Annotated in this window: 22 protein-coding genes; all 22 read left to right on the top strand. The window is 61.0% G+C overall.

Annotated elements, in window-relative coordinates; genetic code table 11:
• Positions 1-154 precede the first annotated feature (154 nt).
• The 22 genes from BN2154_RS02025 to rplO all read left to right on the top strand — a co-directional run bounded on the left by BN2154_RS02025 (position 155) and on the right by rplO (position 16,837).
• A complete protein-coding gene (locus BN2154_RS02025) occupies positions 155-6,784 on the top strand; it encodes an alpha/beta hydrolase domain-containing protein (RefSeq protein ID WP_195892295.1) in 6,630 nt (2,209 codons plus the stop codon).
• Between the two features lie 508 nt (positions 6,785-7,292).
• Positions 7,293-7,607: a 30S ribosomal protein S10 gene (gene rpsJ / locus BN2154_RS02020; protein ID WP_050617200.1), complete on the top strand. Its 315-nt coding sequence runs from the start codon at positions 7,293-7,295 to the stop codon at positions 7,605-7,607.
• A gap of 128 nt (positions 7,608-7,735) precedes the next feature.
• Positions 7,736-8,455, top strand: coding sequence for a 50S ribosomal protein L3 (gene rplC / locus BN2154_RS02015; RefSeq protein WP_050617199.1), 720 nt, complete (start codon positions 7,736-7,738; stop codon positions 8,453-8,455).
• Positions 8,456-8,473: 18 nt separating this feature from the next.
• On the top strand, positions 8,474-9,094 hold the full coding sequence (rplD, locus tag BN2154_RS02010; RefSeq protein ID WP_050617198.1) for a 50S ribosomal protein L4: 621 nt from the start codon (positions 8,474-8,476) through the stop codon (positions 9,092-9,094).
• Positions 9,094-9,393, top strand: coding sequence for a 50S ribosomal protein L23 (gene rplW, locus BN2154_RS02005; protein WP_050617197.1), 300 nt, complete (start codon positions 9,094-9,096; stop codon positions 9,391-9,393). The genes rplD and rplW overlap by 1 nt, the downstream gene beginning before the upstream one ends.
• A 15-nt stretch (positions 9,394-9,408) precedes the next feature.
• The gene (gene rplB / locus BN2154_RS02000) at positions 9,409-10,242 is read left to right on the top strand and encodes a 50S ribosomal protein L2 (protein ID WP_050617196.1); all 834 of its coding nucleotides are present in this window, start codon (positions 9,409-9,411) and stop codon (positions 10,240-10,242) included.
• Between the two features lie 14 nt (positions 10,243-10,256).
• On the top strand, positions 10,257-10,529 hold the full coding sequence (gene rpsS / locus BN2154_RS01995; protein WP_050617195.1) for a 30S ribosomal protein S19: 273 nt from the start codon (positions 10,257-10,259) through the stop codon (positions 10,527-10,529).
• Between the two features lie 15 nt (positions 10,530-10,544).
• Complete coding sequence (gene rplV, locus BN2154_RS01990) at positions 10,545-10,877, top strand: 50S ribosomal protein L22 (protein WP_050617194.1); 333 nt, start codon at positions 10,545-10,547, stop codon at positions 10,875-10,877.
• A 17-nt stretch (positions 10,878-10,894) separates the two neighbouring features.
• The gene (gene rpsC / locus BN2154_RS01985) at positions 10,895-11,791 is read left to right on the top strand and encodes a 30S ribosomal protein S3 (protein WP_050617193.1); all 897 of its coding nucleotides are present in this window, start codon (positions 10,895-10,897) and stop codon (positions 11,789-11,791) included.
• On the top strand, positions 11,791-12,225 hold the full coding sequence (rplP, locus tag BN2154_RS01980) for a 50S ribosomal protein L16 (RefSeq protein ID WP_050617192.1): 435 nt from the start codon (positions 11,791-11,793) through the stop codon (positions 12,223-12,225). Before rpsC ends, rplP begins: the two co-directional genes overlap by 1 nt.
• A gap of 2 nt (positions 12,226-12,227) precedes the next feature.
• Positions 12,228-12,425, top strand: a complete 198-nt coding sequence (rpmC, locus tag BN2154_RS01975) for a 50S ribosomal protein L29 (RefSeq protein WP_050617191.1) — start codon at positions 12,228-12,230, stop codon at positions 12,423-12,425.
• Positions 12,426-12,442: 17 nt separating this feature from the next.
• Positions 12,443-12,703, top strand: coding sequence for a 30S ribosomal protein S17 (gene rpsQ / locus BN2154_RS01970; RefSeq protein WP_050617190.1), 261 nt, complete (start codon positions 12,443-12,445; stop codon positions 12,701-12,703).
• Positions 12,704-12,715: 12 nt separating this feature from the next.
• Positions 12,716-13,084, top strand: coding sequence for a 50S ribosomal protein L14 (rplN, locus tag BN2154_RS01965; protein ID WP_050617189.1), 369 nt, complete (start codon positions 12,716-12,718; stop codon positions 13,082-13,084).
• A 17-nt stretch (positions 13,085-13,101) separates the two neighbouring features.
• Positions 13,102-13,419 (top strand): 50S ribosomal protein L24, encoded by a 318-nt coding sequence (rplX, locus tag BN2154_RS01960; RefSeq protein ID WP_050617188.1) that lies wholly within the window; start codon positions 13,102-13,104, stop codon positions 13,417-13,419.
• 32 nt (positions 13,420-13,451) lie between these two features.
• On the top strand, positions 13,452-13,994 hold the full coding sequence (gene rplE / locus BN2154_RS01955) for a 50S ribosomal protein L5 (RefSeq protein WP_050617595.1): 543 nt from the start codon (positions 13,452-13,454) through the stop codon (positions 13,992-13,994).
• A gap of 15 nt (positions 13,995-14,009) precedes the next feature.
• The gene (locus BN2154_RS01950; RefSeq protein WP_006573415.1) at positions 14,010-14,195 is read left to right on the top strand and encodes a type Z 30S ribosomal protein S14; all 186 of its coding nucleotides are present in this window, start codon (positions 14,010-14,012) and stop codon (positions 14,193-14,195) included.
• Between the two features lie 135 nt (positions 14,196-14,330).
• Positions 14,331-14,729, top strand: coding sequence for a 30S ribosomal protein S8 (gene rpsH / locus BN2154_RS01945; RefSeq protein WP_050617187.1), 399 nt, complete (start codon positions 14,331-14,333; stop codon positions 14,727-14,729).
• Positions 14,730-14,744: 15 nt separating this feature from the next.
• On the top strand, positions 14,745-15,293 hold the full coding sequence (rplF, locus tag BN2154_RS01940; protein WP_050617186.1) for a 50S ribosomal protein L6: 549 nt from the start codon (positions 14,745-14,747) through the stop codon (positions 15,291-15,293).
• Between the two features lie 14 nt (positions 15,294-15,307).
• Complete coding sequence (rplR, locus tag BN2154_RS01935; RefSeq protein ID WP_050617185.1) at positions 15,308-15,667, top strand: 50S ribosomal protein L18; 360 nt, start codon at positions 15,308-15,310, stop codon at positions 15,665-15,667.
• 18 nt (positions 15,668-15,685) lie between these two features.
• Positions 15,686-16,186 (top strand): 30S ribosomal protein S5, encoded by a 501-nt coding sequence (gene rpsE / locus BN2154_RS01930; protein WP_050617184.1) that lies wholly within the window; start codon positions 15,686-15,688, stop codon positions 16,184-16,186.
• A 14-nt stretch (positions 16,187-16,200) separates the two neighbouring features.
• On the top strand, positions 16,201-16,383 hold the full coding sequence (rpmD, locus tag BN2154_RS01925; protein ID WP_050617183.1) for a 50S ribosomal protein L30: 183 nt from the start codon (positions 16,201-16,203) through the stop codon (positions 16,381-16,383).
• 13 nt (positions 16,384-16,396) lie between these two features.
• Entirely contained in the window at positions 16,397-16,837 is a 441-nt protein-coding gene (gene rplO / locus BN2154_RS01920) for a 50S ribosomal protein L15 (protein ID WP_050617182.1), read from the top strand.
• Position 16,838: the final 1 nt, after the last annotated feature.

Raw genomic sequence — 16,838 nt, 5'->3', positions numbered from 1 at the left:
GTCCGTTTGACTGTAACTTATACTCAACCTATGGACCACCCACAAAAAGGATCGAAGTGAGAATTGGTTCCTATGAGTTGAAAGAGGAGGTATTCAAAAAATGGCACGAAAGACAACGACAGTGTATGGAAGAAGGAAATCTCTATTTCAGCGAATGGCAGCTTTGACGGTGACCGCATCTCTGGTTCTGAGTACGTTTGCCGGGGCGGCGGTCCTGGCGGTAGAACCGGAGCAACCCCTGCAGGCTTATCCGGCAGCATCTGACACTGCGGCCTTCCTGGATACGGAGGGTCACTGGGCGGAGGACCAGGTGCTCCGCTGGAACCGACTCGGAATTGTCAACGGGGTGGATGCACAGCACTTTGCCCCAAATCAACAGCTGACCAGGGTGGAGTTTTTCGCCATTTTGGGCCGGGCGTTGGGAGGCGAGGGAACGGCAGACCTCAGTGGATTCCCTGATGTTGATCCCACTGCATGGTACGCAAAGGACCTGTCCCGTGCGGTGACGCTTGGCCTGACCATTGGCGATGAGAATAAGAACATCCATCCCAATGCGTTTATCACCCGTGAGGCCATGGCTGTGACCATTGCCCGCGCGTTCTGTCTGGACCAAAAGAAAAGCGCGGCGCTCTCCCGCTTTACCGACGGAAGCAAGGTTTCCGATTGGGCGGCTGAGGCGGTGAGCGCTGTGGTGGATGCCGGCCTGATGAACGGTAAGGACAACGGGCTTTTTGACCCGCAAGCCAACGCGACCCGCGCGGAAGCTGTGACGGTGCTGGATAATGCCGTGGCGCGGCTGGTCCAGGATGATGCCAGCGGCGATGTTAAGGGCAACGCGTTGGTCAACACTGGCGGCGTGGAATTTTCAAATGCCGTGGTAAGCGGCTGGTTGTACCTGAGTCAGGGCGTCGGCAAACCGGCAACCCTCGGGAACGTGACGGTCCAAGGCGATACCCTTGTTCTGGGCGGCGGTTTTACCGCGACCGGCAGTTCTTTCGCTACGCTTTATATAAAAGCCGACAACGCCGTGGTGACGCTGTCCAAGGACTGCTCCGTGGATCGGATTGTAATCACGGGCAAAAATGTTTCCGTGCTGGGCGAATGCAAGGCGGGCTCCGTGGAAATTGAGGCGTCCGGCGCTGTGATTGAGACTATGCCCGAAAATGTCAGTTTGGCTGACGGGCTGACTGCCACAGTGGAAGGAAAAGCGTATCCGTCCCAGAGCGGCGACAGCAGCAGCAACAGCAGCAACAGCAGCAACAGCGGCAGCAGCAGCGGCGGAAGCGGCGGCAGCTCCAGCGTGAAGGAGACGGGCCATACCAACGAGTACGACCCCAAGAATCCCTACGCCGGGGTGAATGTCGGCCTGTTCCACAATATCCCCATCACGGTGGACGAGAACACGTCCGGCGTGGCTACCTACTATCTCCCCCGGGGGATGGACCCCTGGGCGCCCGCCGTCATCGTGTTGACCCCGGACAACACAACCGCCAAGAGTTTCTCCGGTACCAAAACGGGCCTTGCCTGGCGTGCCGTGGCCGATGAAAACAAAATCGCCGTGGCCTTTTTGGGGCCCCAGGACGGAGAGACCTGGAACCTGTCCCTCGACGCGGACGGTCGGGACGACGCAGCCCTCCTGGACCAGCTCTACCAGACCATGCGTAAAAAGGGCACAAACCTGAAGGGCGCCTTCTCCATGGATAAGTCCCACACCGCACTGGTGGGCTACCAAGAGGGCGGCGCAGCCGCTCTGCTCTTTGGCGCGCGCTGGGCCAGCGATTTCAGCTCCATCTGCGCCGTGGATGCCGCAGAGGTCCCCGCCGACTCCCTGGCTGTCTTGGGCGAGCAGTATGTCCTGCCCTTCCCCGGCGACAGCAGAAGGGGCGTTGAGGAATTGGCCATCGCAGCCAAGACGGTGGATACGCCTGTCTGGTTGATCAACTCGGCTGCAGACGCGGAAAACAAAACGGTACTAAACTACTATGTGACCGCCGCCAACGCTGCGGCCGGCACGGCTAACCCCTATGCCGGTGAGGTCTATGTTTCGGGCCGGGAGGGCTCCGATGCGGAGATTTGGGTCAGCACCGAGGCTCAGACCCCCAAGACCATCTGGAATCAGTTCCTGGGGACCTATAAGCGCTTTATGGCCATGCAGCTTCCCGGCCGTGTGTCCAAGGCCCAGGACTTTACCGAGACGGGCTTTACCATTCACGAGGAGGAAGTGAACGGCGAAATCCGCCGCTGGATGACCTATGTGCCCTCCACCTATACCGGCGAAGCCGAGGTGCCCCTGGTACTGGTGATGCACGGCTATACCGCCTCCATGTACGCCATCGCCGAGGAGTCCCGCTGGTACGACGTGGCCGAGGAGAACGGCTTTATCGTGGTCTTTGCCCAGGGCCTGGTCCGACCGGCTGGTATGATGGGCAACATCCCCACCGCCATGTGGCTTGCGGGCCCCTTTTCCGCTCTGGCCGGCGCGGGTGTGGACAAAGATACGGATCTGAAGTTCCTTGACACCCTGCTGGATAAGCTGGAGGAGGAATACAGCATTGACACCAGCCGCGTCTACGCCACCGGCCATTCCAACGGCAGCCTGATGACCTGGGCCATGGGCTCCAAGTTTGCCGACCGTTTTGCCGCCATCGCCCCCGTGGGCTATATGTCGGCGCCGATGGACGGGATTGAGTCCGGTACCATGCTGCCCACCTGGTCCTTCCTGGGCGAGTACGACTCCGCCGGGGATCCCACCCTGGTGGAAGGCGGCGCGACCGTCAAGGCGCTTCAGGGATGGAACCAGCAGAACGGCACCAACGAAGCTCAGATGAGCACCAGCAAGCAGTACGACGACGCTTTTGTCACCCGCACCTTTGCCAATAACGACAACGTGCCGCTGGTCAAGTTTACCGAGGTAAAGAATACGCCGCATGTCTACCTTCAGGAAGAGAGCGAGGCCATCTGGAACGACTTCTTCTCCAAGTACAGCCGCGGCGAGGACGGCACACTCTATTACCAGGCCAGTGAGGAGAGCGAAAAAACTGAGGTCACAATGAGCGAATACGTCGCCGACGACGGCTGGTACAAGGCTGACGGCGACGCAGACCAGACCAGCCCGGACGCTGCGGCGATTCAGAAGTCCATCACCGCGATTGCGGAAACCGATGGCTTTCAGCTCGTAAACGTCCCGTATGAGTGCACGACCAACCACAAGAACGGCGAAGCGGTGGGCAGCCATCCCTTCAGCTCCATGTACTGCTCCGTGGGCGACATCGACCAACTGGCCAAGCAGTATGGCTTTGGCGAGATGGAGTTCTTCATGTCGGGCAAGGCCAACGTATATGGCTTGTCTGACAAGGGGACCAACGTGCCGGTCATCAAGACTGCGGACGTGGATTATACCACCCGCCTGCTGATCCATTACCCTGAAGATGCGGAAAAGTTTTCCGGGAATATCTATGTGGATATCCTGAATGCCTCCGCCGGCTATGACCTGGAGGATATCTTCCGCCGCAGCTACGAGCACTTCATGGCCAACGGCGACATCTACATCGGCATCACATCCAAGACCACCACCGCCCAGGCGCTGAAGGACTTCGATCCTGAGCGGTACGCCGCTATTGACTGGCTGGTGGACAACAACGACCCGGAGTCCGCCGAGAACGGCCTGTTTTGGGATATGCTCTCTCAACTGGGCACCGTACTGAAGGAACGGCCCGAGGACATCTTTGGCACCGAGTTGGGCCAAAAGATAAAGGACAACGGCCGTACCTACCTGGTGGGGCAGAGCCAGTCCGGCTTCTATCTCCAGACCTATTTGATGGCATTCTATCCCTACATCAACAATGTCCTGGATGGAAAAGACATCTATGACGGCTATTTCAACGCAGTCGGCTCCACTCCGACGACCCTGTCCAATGGTGTAAAAATGGAAAATGTGGGCTGGCCGAAGACCGAGGAGCCCTACCTGGTGCTCATGGGTGAGGGTGAAGCCAAAATGCGTCTGTCGTCCAACTATTACCCCCTGCAGGAGGACAAGAGCGAGGAGGACTGGAAGTTCCGCCTCTACGAAGCGGCCGGCGCGCCCCATGCCGACCCGACTGCGGCCATTCTCCCCAACAACTTTGAGATCGCCAAGGCCAAGGCCAACGGCACCTCCCGAGACATCAAGTCTTACAAAGGCAACCATGTGGAGGGCGATCTGCACCTGAATGAATTTGTGACGGCTGCCCTGGTCAACCTGGACAACTGGGCGCGCAACGGCATCGCGGCTCCTTCGGCCGACAACCATTGGCTGCAGGCTGACGCAGACAACGGCAAGGCGGTTGCTCGCGACGCGTACGGCAACGCACTGGGCGGGCTGCGCAGCCCCAAGATCGACGCCCCCCTGGCCACGTATTTTGGCTGTATCAATGACAGCGCGTACTCCACCGAGGGCAGCATGATCCACTTCACCCAGGAACAGTTGGACGCGCGCTATGAAGGTGCCACCCAGGCCGAGAAGTATGCCGACTATGTGGCGGAATTCAAGGCCAGCGCCGACGCGGCGCTGGAGGGCCGCTACATCACGCAGGCCGACTATGACAAGCTCATCGCCTGGAGCGAAGGCACCTCTGCCTTTGGTCAGCAGGACGATGTGATCCTGGGCGGTCAGACCGACATCGACAGTCTGGAAATCGAGTGGCAGGACGTGTCCAGCGACGAGATCTTTAACTCCACCGCCATGAGCGTGGGCCGGATGGATTCTGAATGGAATGAAAAGGCTCCCGTCTGGGTGCCCTCTCTCCAGCTGAATGACGACGGCACCATCCAGTACGTGAACAAGAGCGGTGAAAGTGACGTTCTCTCCGAAAAATACACCGAAAAAGAATACTTTGTCTCCGGCTCCGCCAACCTGTACGACATTGCCTCCGACAACCGCCTGATGGTCCGTGAGGCTGGTCTGCCGTACACCAACCGCATCCTGGTCCGGACCCCCGAAAATCCCGAGGACTTCAACGGCAAGGTCTACGTGGACATTCTGAACGCCAGCGACAAGTACGACAACGAGTCCCTGTGGCGCAGGGCCTACGGTATGATCATGGAGGAGGGAGCGGCCTATGTGGGCATTACCTCCAAGCCCGTGTGCGTCGCCGCGCTGCAGAGGTTTGACGACCGTTACGACGCCCTGAGCTGGGCGAGCCCCAACTCCTGGCTGTATACCAGTTATAAGATCGACAAGGCCAACGGTCAGACTGCCGAAGCGGCCTACGAGAAGTTCTGGGTCACCGCCGGCGAGCTCCCCTACACCGATATCGGTTTGGTATGGGACATCCTCAGCCAGACGGGCTATGCCATTCAGGAAAATGCCAACGACATGTTTGGCACAGGTAAGTCCGTGGAGGGCGTCTACCTTTACGGCCAGAGCCAGAGCGGCTTCGTGATGAACGAATACTTCCGCTTCATGGACTTCCTGAAGGAGAAGGGTGAAGATCTGCCCTACGACGGCTTTATGAACGTCGTGGGCACCTACCCCGCCAACAAGATCAACCAGTCCGATACCACCGCGGTTGCCAAAAACACCGAAAGCTACTATGTGGGCAAGAATCTGGGTGTGCCCGTGATCTACGTCACCTCCCAGATGGACTACAATGCCGGCTTCCGTCCCGGCGAGAGCAACGTGGATGAGGATGGCATGGTTGCCCTGTACGAGATCGCCGGCGCCCCGCACTCCGATCCCGCCGCGCCTGTGTTCCCGTACAACGACATCCTGACCGAGATGGGATATCCTGCCCGCAACCTGTTCCCCACCTTCAATCAGGATCAGGAAGTCAGCGACTACAATTCCAATATGTTTGTCCAGGCCCTCCTGCTGCAGCTAGATGCTTGGGCGACAGAGGGCACTGCCCCCACCGTGCTGGACGATCCCTACATTACCAAGAACGAAGACGGCACAGTGACGGGAGGCCTGCGCTCTCCCCAACTGGACGTGCCGGTTGCGCACTATTATGAGAAGCCTCTGGGCAGTGTGTTCTCCACCACCGGCACCATGGTACCCTTTACCTCCGAAGAGCTGAAGGCTGCCTACGACGGCTATGCCGACTATGCGGAACGGTTTGAGGCCGCACTGGAGAAACTGGTAGAGGCCGGCCTGATCCGCGATACCGACAAGGCGTACATGCTGAAATACCGCGACAGCAAGGCCGCCCTGTTTGGGGAGAGCCCTGCCGTGCTGGAGATGGGCCCTGATGTTGCTCCCATTGACGAGGCCCTGGACGCGGCGGGCCGCGCCAAGGATGACGTTATCATCAGCGATCTGGATGCGACCGAAGTAGAGAGCGGCGTCCAGTTTGTCAGCGCCGAAGCCATGGATGCCCTGGATGCCGCCATCAGCGCAGCAGAAGCGGCCAAGAACAGCGCCGCGAGCGAGGCCGATGTGGCCGCTGCTGCGGAGGCGCTGAACGGCGCGGTGGAGACCTTTAGGGCCGCAATCCAGACGGGTGCGAAGGAAGCGACGCCTCCGAAACCGGACACCGCTGCCATCGACGAAGCCATTGCCTCGGCGAACGAGGCCCAAAACGGCATTGCCGTCAGCGACCTGGATGCGACCGAAGTAGAGAGCGGCGCCGAATTTGTCAGTTTCGCAGCGATGGAAGCGCTGGATACTGCGATTCGCGCGGCGGAAGAGGCTCGGGACACCGCGACGAGCGAGGCCGACGTGGCCGCCGCCGTGGAGGCGCTGAACGGCGCGGTGGAGACCTTTGAGGCTGCAATCCAGATTGGCGCCAAAGAAGCCGACCCCGCCTGACCGGACACAGCGGCGCCTTTTCAAAGAGGTCCCCGAAGGAGCTGAGCCGGGCGAAGCGTTTCCTGCGATGCTCCCGCGATGGTCAAAAACGTTAAGATGAGCCAACGGACCGCCCCGGCGACATGGAACCTGTGTCGCCGGGGCGGCTGTATGCGTAGCGCTGGCCGGAAAACAGAAAAGGCAAGCGAATTTTGTTCAATTTGTGCTTGACTTTGGGGCCTGGTTGTTATATCATAATCAAGCGCCTATTTAGGGCGCAGTCTGCGATGATGCGGGAGATTGCTCAGGAATGAGGTAACTTCCGCGGAGTATGTCCGTGAATCGGGCGGCTGAGGAATCCTTGGCGCTCAGCGTATATCGCTGTGCTTGAATGGGACCGGCCGGCTTTGGAGTGCGCCGGTTTTATTCATGCCACGGAATGATACGCACGGGAGAGTGTTCAAAAGATTTCTCGCCGTACAAAGCGAGGAACGGCATCACTTTGTACGTTTTTAAGGAGGAACAAACCATGGCAGCTCACAAGGAAATGATCCGCATCCGTCTCAAGGCCTACGATCATCAGCTCATCGACCAGTCCGCCGAGAAGATCGTGGAGACCGCCAAGCGCACCGGCGCCACCGTGTCCGGCCCCGTGCCCCTGCCCACCAAGAAGGAAGTCGTCACCATCCTGCGCGCCGTACACAAGTATAAGGACTCCCGTGAGCAGTTCGAGCGCCGCACGCACAAGCGCCTCATCGACGTCATCAAGCCCTCCCCCAAGACCGTGGAGGCCCTGATGGCCCTGGAGCTCCCCGCCGGCGTCGAGATCGAGATCAAGCTGTAAGCCCCGCGCATCCTTTCGTTGTACCCGCAGCCTGCCGCGTTTTGAGGCAGGCGGGTCAAGTCGGCCGAGCAATGACCCCCCAATGGTCAACTCGCCCGACCAATAACCTTTATTAAGGAGGAAGTCAAATGGAAAAGGCCATCATCGGCAAGAAGGTCGGCATGACGCAGATCTTCGACGAGGCCGGCCACGTGATCCCGGTCACCGTCATCGAGGCGGGCCCCTGCACCGTGGTGCAGAAGAAGACCGCGGAGAAAGACGGCTACGAAGCCGTGCAGCTCGGTTACGAGGACGTGGCGGAGAAGAAGCTCACCAAGCCTGAACTGGGCCATCTGAAGAAGGCGGGCGTGTCCGCCAAGAAGGTCCTCAAGGAGTTCCAGCTCAAGAACGCCGCCGACCTGAACGTGGGCGACGAGGTGAAGGTGGACACCTTTGCAGAGGGCGACCATGTGGACGTCACCGGCATCAGCAAGGGTAAGGGCTACGCCGGCGTGGTGAAGCGCCACGGCGCCCACCGCCTGAAGGAGTCCCACGGTACCGGCCCCGTCCACCGTCACGCGGGCTCCATGGGCTCCGGCACCGACCCCAGCCGGATCTTCAAAGGCAAGATCGGCGCCGGCCACATGGGCGCCGAGCAGGTCACCGTCATGAACCTGGACGTGGTGAAGGTGGACAGCGAGCTGGGCATCATCGCCGTGCGCGGCGCCATCCCCGGGCCCAAGGGCGGCCTGGTGTTCGTGCGCAACACCGCCAAGACCATCATCGAGAAGAAGGGCGCCGCCGGCATCAGCGCCAACCCGCAGAAGGCATCCGGACGGAATCCCCAGAAGGCTTCGGCCCGAAAGTAAGGAAAGGAGAGAGACGAAATGCCTAAAGCAAACGTATACAACATGGCCGGCAAGCAGGTCGGCGAGATCGACCTCTCCGACGCCATTTTCGGCATCGAGCCCAATGAGAGCGTCGTCCACGACGTGGTGAAGAACCACCTGTCTAACTGCCGGCAGGGCACCCAGTCCGCCCTCACCCGCGCCGAGGTCTCCGGCGGCGGCAAGAAGCCTTACCGCCAGAAGGGCACCGGCCGCGCCCGTCAGGGCTCCACCCGGGCCCCCCAGTGGACCCACGGTGGTATCGTGTTCGCCCCCAAGCCCCGCTCTTACCGCTACACCCTCAACAAGAAGGTGAAGCGCCTGGCGTTGAAGTCCGTCCTCTCCGCCAAGGCTGCCGAGGGCAACGTGCTGGTGGTGGACGACATGACCCTGCCTGAGGTCAAGACCAAGAACGTCGCCGCTTTCCTGAGCGCGGTGGGCGCCTCCAAGGCCCTCATGGTGACCAACGAGGTCAACGAGAACGTGGTCAAGTCCGCCCGGAACATCCCCGGCGTGGAGACCAGCCCCGCTCGGCTCATCAACGTGTATGACATCCTGAAGGCTAAGCAGCTCATCGTGGACAAGGCTGCCCTGGCCGTCATCGAGGAGGTGTTCCAGTAATGGCCGCTACTGCTTACGATATCATCAAGCGCCCCATCATCACCGAGAAGTCCATGGCGCAGGGCGACATCAAGCGCTACACCTTTGAGGTGGCCAAGGACGCCAACAAGATCGAGATCGCCAAGGCGGTCGAAGAGATCTTCGGCGTGAAGGTCGCCAAGGTGAACACCCTGAACATGCAGGGCAAGGAGAAGCGCACCGGCCGTTACCCCGCCGGCCGCCGTCCCTCCTGGAAGAAGGCCATGGTCACCCTGACCGAGGATTCCAAGACCATCGAGTTCTTCGAAGGCATGGTGTAAGGAGGATAACGAAGAATGGCTATTAAGACTTTTAAGCCCACGACGCCCTCCCGCCGCCACATGACGGTGAGCGCCTTCGAGGGCATTGACAAGAAGGCGAAACCCGAGCGCAGCCTGACCGAGAACCTGAAAAAGAATGCCGGCCGCAACAGCTATGGCCGCATCACCGTCCGCCACCGCGGCGGCGGAAACAAGAAGAAGTACCGCATCATCGACTTCAAGCGGGACAAGGAGGGGAAGGCCACCGTCATCAACCTCCAGTACGATCCCAACCGCTCCGCCAACATCGCTCTCATCGAGTACGAGGACGGCGAGCGCCGCTATATCCTGGCTCCTGTGGGGCTGAAGGCCGGCCACATCATCATGACCGGCCCCGACGCCGACATCCTGCCCGGCAACTGCCTGCCCATCGCCAACATCCCCGTGGGCGAAATGATCCACTGCATCGAGCTCTACCCCGGCAAGGGGGCTCAGCTCGTCCGGGCTGCCGGCGTGGCCGGCCAGCTCATGGCCAAGGAGAACGGCATGGCTCAGGTCCGTCTGCCTTCCGGCGAGGTCCGCTATGTCCGCGAGGAGTGCAAGGCCACCATCGGCCAGGTGGGCAACACCGACCACGGCAACGTCCAGATCGGCAAGGCCGGCCGCAAGCGCCACATGGGCTGGCGGCCCACCGTCCGCGGCTCCGTCATGAACCCCAACGACCACCCCCACGGCGGCGGCGAGGGCAAGAGCCCGGTCGGCCGTCCCGGCCCGGTCACTCCCTGGGGCAAGCCGGCCCTGGGCTACAAGACCCGCAAGACGAAGAGCCGTACCGAGAAGTTCATCGTCAAGCATCGCAACAGCAAGTAAGGAGGTAGTAAAACATGTCTAGAAGCATCAAGAAAGGCCCGTTTTGCGCCCCCGAGCTGCTCAAGCGGGTCGATGAAATGAACAAGAACGGCGAGAAGAAGGTCCTCAAGACCTGGAGCCGTGCCTCCACCATTTTCCCCTCCTTCGTCGGCCACACCTTCGCCGTCCACGACGGCCGCAAGCATGTGCCCGTCTACGTCACCGAGGATATGGTGGGCCATAAGCTGGGCGAGTTCGCCCCCACCCGCACCTTCCGCGGCCATGCGGGCGCCAAGTCCGGTAAGTAAGGAGGAGAGAGAAACATGGAAGCCAAAGCACATCTGAATTATGTCCGCATCTCTCCCCGCAAGGTCGGCATCGTGTGCGACCTCATCCGTGGGAAGAGCGTGGCTCAGGCCACCGCGATCCTGATGAACACCCCCAAGGCCGCCTCCGAGCCTCTGCTCAAGCTCCTCAAGAGCGCCGCGGCCAATGCCGAGAACAACCACGGCATGGACCCCGAGAAGCTCTATGTGTCCGAGACCTTCGCCAACCCCGGCCCCATCATCAAGCGCATCATGCCCCGGGCTCAGGGCCGCGCCTATCGGATCAACAAGAGAACATCCCACGTCACCATCGTGGTGGCAGAACGCTAAGGGAGGAGGCAGAATCAATGGGACAGAAAGTCAATCCCCACGGCCTGCGCGTGGGCGTTATCAAGGATTGGGACTCCCGCTGGTATGCCCGCAATGAAAAAGTGGGCGACCTGCTGGTCGAGGACAACAAGATCCGCAGCTACCTGAAGAAGACCCTGTATTCCGCCGGCATCCCGAAGATCGAGATCGAGCGGGACAGCGCCAAGGTGCGCATCTATCTGCACTGTGCCCGTCCCGGCGTGGTCATCGGCAAGGGCGGCACCGAGATCGAGCGCATCCGCCTGCAGGTGGAGAAGATGATCGGCAAGAGCGTGGCCCTCAACATCGTGGAGGTCAAGAGCCCGGATATGAACGCCCAGCTCGTGGCCGAGAACATCGCCCAGCAACTGGAAAAGCGCATCGGCTTCCGCCGGGCCATGAAGAACGCCATGGGCCGCGCCATGCGCATGGGCGCCCGCGGCATCAAGACCCAGGTGTCCGGCCGTCTGGGCGGCGCCGAGATTGCCCGCACCGAGCACTATCACGACGGCACCATCCCCCTGCAGACCCTCCGCGCCGACATCGACTACGGCTTTGCCGAGGCTGCCACCACTTACGGCCGCATCGGCGTGAAGGTGTGGATCTACAAGGGCGAGATCCTCTCCCAGGCCCTGCGGACCACCCCCCGCACCTTGGACACCAAGAACTTTAAGGAGCGTCCCGACCGTCCCCGCCGCCGCGATGGCGACCGGAAGTTCGGCGACCGGAAGCCCGGCTTCGGCGGTCAGCGCCAGGGCGGCTTCGGCGGCCAGCGTCCCCAGGGCGGTTTCGGTGGCCAGCGTCCAGCCGGCCAGGGCTTCCGCCCCAACAACAACCGGCCGGCGGCCCCCCGTCCCGCCGCTCCCGCCACTCCTAAGGAAGGAGGCGCCAACTAATGCTGCTGCCTAAGAGAGTCAAATACCGCCGCGTCCACCGCGGCCGCATGAAGGGTAAGGCCACCCGCGGTAACACCGTTACCTATGGTGAGTTTGGCCTGCAGGCCACCGAGCCCGCCTGGATCACCTCCAACCAGATCGAGGCCGCCCGTATCGCCATGACCCGCTACACCAAGCGTGGCGGTAAGGTCTGGATCAAGATCTTTCCTGACAAGCCGGTGACCGAGAAGCCTGCCGAGACCCGCATGGGTTCCGGTAAGGGCTCCCCCGAGTATTGGGTGGCTGTGGTCAAGCCCGGCCGCGTCATGTTCGAGATTGCGGGCGTCTCTGAAGAGATCGCCCGTGAGGCCCTGCGTCTCGCTTCCCACAAGCTGCCCGTCAAGTGCAAGATCGTGGCGAAAGAGACCGCCGAGACCGAGAATGGTGGTGAATAATGATGAAGGCAACTGAGGTACGCAAGATGTCCGCCGCCGAGCTGGACAGCAAGCTGGTGGAACTGAAGAAGGACCTGTTCCAGCTCCGGCTCCAGCACGCCACCAATCAGCTCGACAACCCCGTCCGCATTGCGGAGGTCAAGAAAGACATTGCCCGAGTCAAAACCATGATCCGTGAGCAGCAGCTCGCAGGCCGATAAGAAGGAGGAAATAGAACATGGAAAACAGAACTTCTTCCCGCAAGACCAGAGTCGGCCTGGTTGTCTCGGACAAGATGGATAAGACCGTGGTGGTGGCCATCGCCGACCGTGTGGCCCACCCCCTGTATAAAAAGATCGTCAAGAGCACCTACAAGCTGAAGGCCCATGACGAGAACAACGAGTGTGGCATCGGCGACCGCGTGCGGGTCATGGAGACCCGCCCCCTGTCCAAGGACAAGCGGTGGCGCGTCGTCGAGATCATCGAAAAAGCGAAGTAAGGAGGTGCCGTTATGATTCAGCAGGAGTCCTACCTGAAGGTGGCCGATAATACCGGCGCCAAAGAGATTAAGACCATCCGGGTACTGGGTGGTTCCAAGCGTAAGTTCGGCAACATCGGCGACGTGGTCGTGGCTTCCGTCCGCAAGGCCCAGCCCGGCGGCACCGTGAAGAAGGGCGAGGTCGTCAAGGCCGTCATCGTCCGCTCCGCCCGCGGCGTCCGCCGCGCCGACGGCAGCTATGTCCGCTTCGACGACAACGCCGCCGTGCTCATCAAGGACGACAAGAACCCCAGAGGGACCCGTATCTTTGGGCCCGTGGCCCGCGAGCTGCGCGACAAGGATTACATGAAGATCCTGTCCCTGGCTCCCGAAGTGCTGTAAGGGGGTAGGAGAGAACAATGAAGAATATGAGCATTCGTAAGGATGACACCGTGATCGTCCTGTCCGGCAAGGACAAGGGCAAGAAGGGCAAGGTCCTGACGGTCATGCCCAAGGACGGCAAGGTCATCGTGGAGAAGGTCAACGTCATCTCCCGCCACCAGAAGCCCCGCAAGCAGGGCGAAGAGGGCGGCATCATCAAGCGCGAGGCCCCCATCTACGCCTGCAAGGTCATGCGGGTGTGTCCCAAGTGCGACAAGCCCACCCGGCCCGCCCACAAGACTCTGGCCGACGGCAAGAAGGTCCGCGTCTGCAAGAAGTGCGGCGCTGAAATCTGAGAGAGGAGGAGAGATCTAACATGTCTGAGAAAATGCCCAACCTGAAGAAAAAGTATCAGGATGAAGTCGCTCCTGCTCTGATGCAGAAGTTCGGCTACAAGAGCCCCATGCAGATCCCCCGCCTGGACAAGATCGTGGTCAACTGCGGCTGCGGCGAGGCCCGGGACAACTCCAAGGTGCTGGAGGCCGTCGTCAGCGACCTGACCACCATCACCGGCCAGAAGGCCATCATTACCAAGGCCAAGAAGTCCGTTGCCAACTTCAAGCTCCGCGAGGGCATGAACATCGGCGCGAAGGTCACCCTCCGCGGCGACCGCATGTGGGAGTTCCTGGACCGCCTGTTCAATGTGGCCCTGCCCCGTGTCCGCGATTTCCGCGGCATCAACCCCAACGCCTTTGACGGCCGCGGCAACTACGCCATGGGCATCAAGGAACAGCTCATCTTCCCCGAGATCGAATACGACAAGATCGACAAGATCCGGGGCATGGACATCGTGATCACCACCACTGCCCGGACCGACGAAGAGGCCAAGGAGCTGCTGACCCTGGTCGGCGCGCCCTTCGCCACGAAGTAAGGAGGAGAACCCAAAATGGCTAAGAAATCCATGATCCTCAAGCAGCAGGCTGAGCCCAAGTTCTCCACCCGGCGCTACAACCGGTGCAAGATCTGCGGCCGCCCCCACGCCTACCTGCGGGACTACGGCATCTGCCGTATCTGCTTCCGCGAGCTGGCTTACAAAGGTCAGATTCCCGGGGTCAAAAAGGCGAGCTGGTAACACCAGCCCGCCTTCCCCCGTGTTTTTGAACATCCCACGGCAGGACGGTTAACAGGTCGGAGCCGCAGACTCCGATACCTTGCCGCCTTAACGGGCCCTTTCAAAGGCCCGTAACTCTGATAGGAGGTAACACTCATGCACATCACGGACCCCATTGCGGATATGCTCACCCGCATCCGCAACGCCAACAACGCGAAGCATGACACCGTGGACGTTCCCGCGTCCAACATGAAAAAGTCCATCGCGCAGATCTTGCTGGAGGAAGGCTATATCAAGAACTTCCAGCTCATCGACGACGGTACGCAGGGCGTCATCCGCATCACCCTGAAGTACCTGCCCGGCAAGGAGAAGGTCATCACCGGCCTTCGCCGTGTTTCCAAGCCCGGCCTGCGGGTCTACGCCGGAGCCGAAGAGCTCCCCCGCGTCCTGCGTGGTCTGGGTATCGCTATCGTGTCCACGTCCAAGGGCGTCATGACCGACAAGGCTGCCCGTGCAGCCCATGTCGGCGGTGAAGTCCTGGCCTTCGTGTGGTAAGGGAGGGAGAGAGAAATGTCTAGAATCGGAAGAACGCCCATCTCTGTCCCCGCCGGCGTGGAAGTCAAGATCGGCGACGACAATCTGGTGACCGTGAAGGGCCCCAAGGGCACCCTCACCCAGAAGCTCAGCTCCGCCATGACCCTCACCCAGGAGGGCGGCGAGCTGCATGTGACCCGGCCCAACGACCTGAAGGAGAACCGCTCCCTCCACGGCCTGACCCGCACCCTGCTGCACAACATGGTGGTGGGCGTGACCGAGGGCTTTAAGAAGGAGCTGGACGTCAACGGCGTCGGCTACCGTGTGGCCAAGGACGGCAAGAAGCTGGTCATGAACATCGGCTTCTCTCACCAGGTCACCATGGAAGAGCCCGAGGGCATCACCATCGACGTGCCCAACCCCAACAAGATCATCATCTCCGGCGCTGACAAGCAGAAGGTGGGCCAGTTTGCCGCCGAGGTCAGAGAGAAACGTCCCCCCGAGCCTTATAAGGGCAAGGGTATCAAATACACTGACGAGGTCATCCGCCGCAAGGAAGGCAAGACCGGCGTCAAGAAGAAATAAGGAGGTGTGCCTAAATGATCAAGAGACCGAATACCAACGCCCAGCGGCTTAAGCGCCATAAGCGCGTGCGTTCCAAAATTTCCGGCACGCCCGAGCGTCCCCGTCTGAACGTGTTCCGCAGCGAGACCAACATCTATGCCCAGATCATCGACGATGTGGCGGGCAAGACCCTGGTCTCCGCCTCTTCCCTGGAGAAGGGCTTCGCGTGCGACGGCACCAAGTCTGACGCCGCCAAGCAGGTGGGCCAGATGGTGGCCGAGCGCGCCAAGGCCGCCGGCATCACCACCGTGGTGTTCGACCGCGGCGGCTATGTCTACCACGGCCGGGTCGCTGCTCTGGCTGAGGGCGCCCGCGAGGGCGGCCTGGAATTTTAAGGGGAGGAGAAAACGAACATGGCTAGATTTGAAAGAGAACCCAGCGAGTTCACCGAGAAGCTCGTTTCTCTGAACCGCGTGTCCAAGACCGTCAAGGGCGGCCGCGTGATGAAGTTTGCCGCTCTGATGGTAGTGGGCGACGAGAAGGGCCGGGTCGGCTTCGGCACCGGCAAGGCCGCCGAGGTGCCCGAGGCCATCCGCAAGGGCATCGAGGACGCCAAGAAGAACATGTGCACCATCACCCGCTCCGGCACCACCATCCCCCACGAGGTGATCGGTGAGTTCGGCGCTGGCCGCGTGCTTCTGAAGCCCGCCGCCCCCGGTACCGGCATCATTGCCGGCGGCCCCGTCCGCGCCGTCATGGAAGCGGCCGGCATCCGGGACATCCGCGCCAAGTGCCTGCGCTCCAACAACCCGCAGAACGTGGTCTCCGCGACCTTCGAGGGCCTGAAGGCTCTCCGCGGTCCCGAGGAGATCGCCCGTATCCGCGGCAAGAGCGTGGAAGAAATCGTAGGTTAAGGAGGGCTTGAACCATGGCTAAGCTGAACATTAAGCTGGTCAAGAGCCTGAACGGCCGCATCGCCAAGCATAAGGCGACTGCCGAGGCTCTTGGGCTTCGTAAGATCGGCGACACCACCGTGCAGCCCGACAATGAGGCCACGCGCGGCAAGATCGCCCACATCGGTTACCTTCTGCAGGTGACCGAGGAAAAGTGAGGAGGTGCGCACCATGAATCTGCATGATCTGTCTCCGGCTGAGGGCTCTGTGAAGAGCAACTACCGGAAGGGCCGGGGCCACGGTTCCGGCAACGGCAAGACGGCCGGCCGCGGCCACAAGGGCCAGAAGGCCCGCTCCGGCGGCGGCGTCCGCGTCGGGTTCGAAGGCGGCCAGATGCCTCTGGCCCGCCGTATCCCCAAGCGGGGCTTCCACAACATCTTTGCCAAGCCCCTGGAGATCGTCAACGTCTCTGCCCTGAATAAATTTGAGGACGGCGCTACCGTCAATGTTTGCGATCTGCTGGAAAAGGGTATCCTTTCCAAGTGCGAATATGGCGTGAAAATCCTGGGCAACGGCAGCGTCAGCAAAAAGCTGACGGTCCGCGCCACCGCGTTCTCCGCCTCCGCCAAGGAGAAGATCGAGGCTGCCGGCGGAAAGGCGGAGGTGGTCTGAC

It is taken from the genome of Intestinimonas massiliensis (ex Afouda et al. 2020) (genome assembly GCF_001244995.1).
GTDB classification, from domain to species: Bacteria; Bacillota; Clostridia; order Oscillospirales; family Oscillospiraceae; genus Intestinimonas; species Intestinimonas massiliensis.
This window is presented reverse-complemented; position numbering and strand designations above follow the sequence as displayed.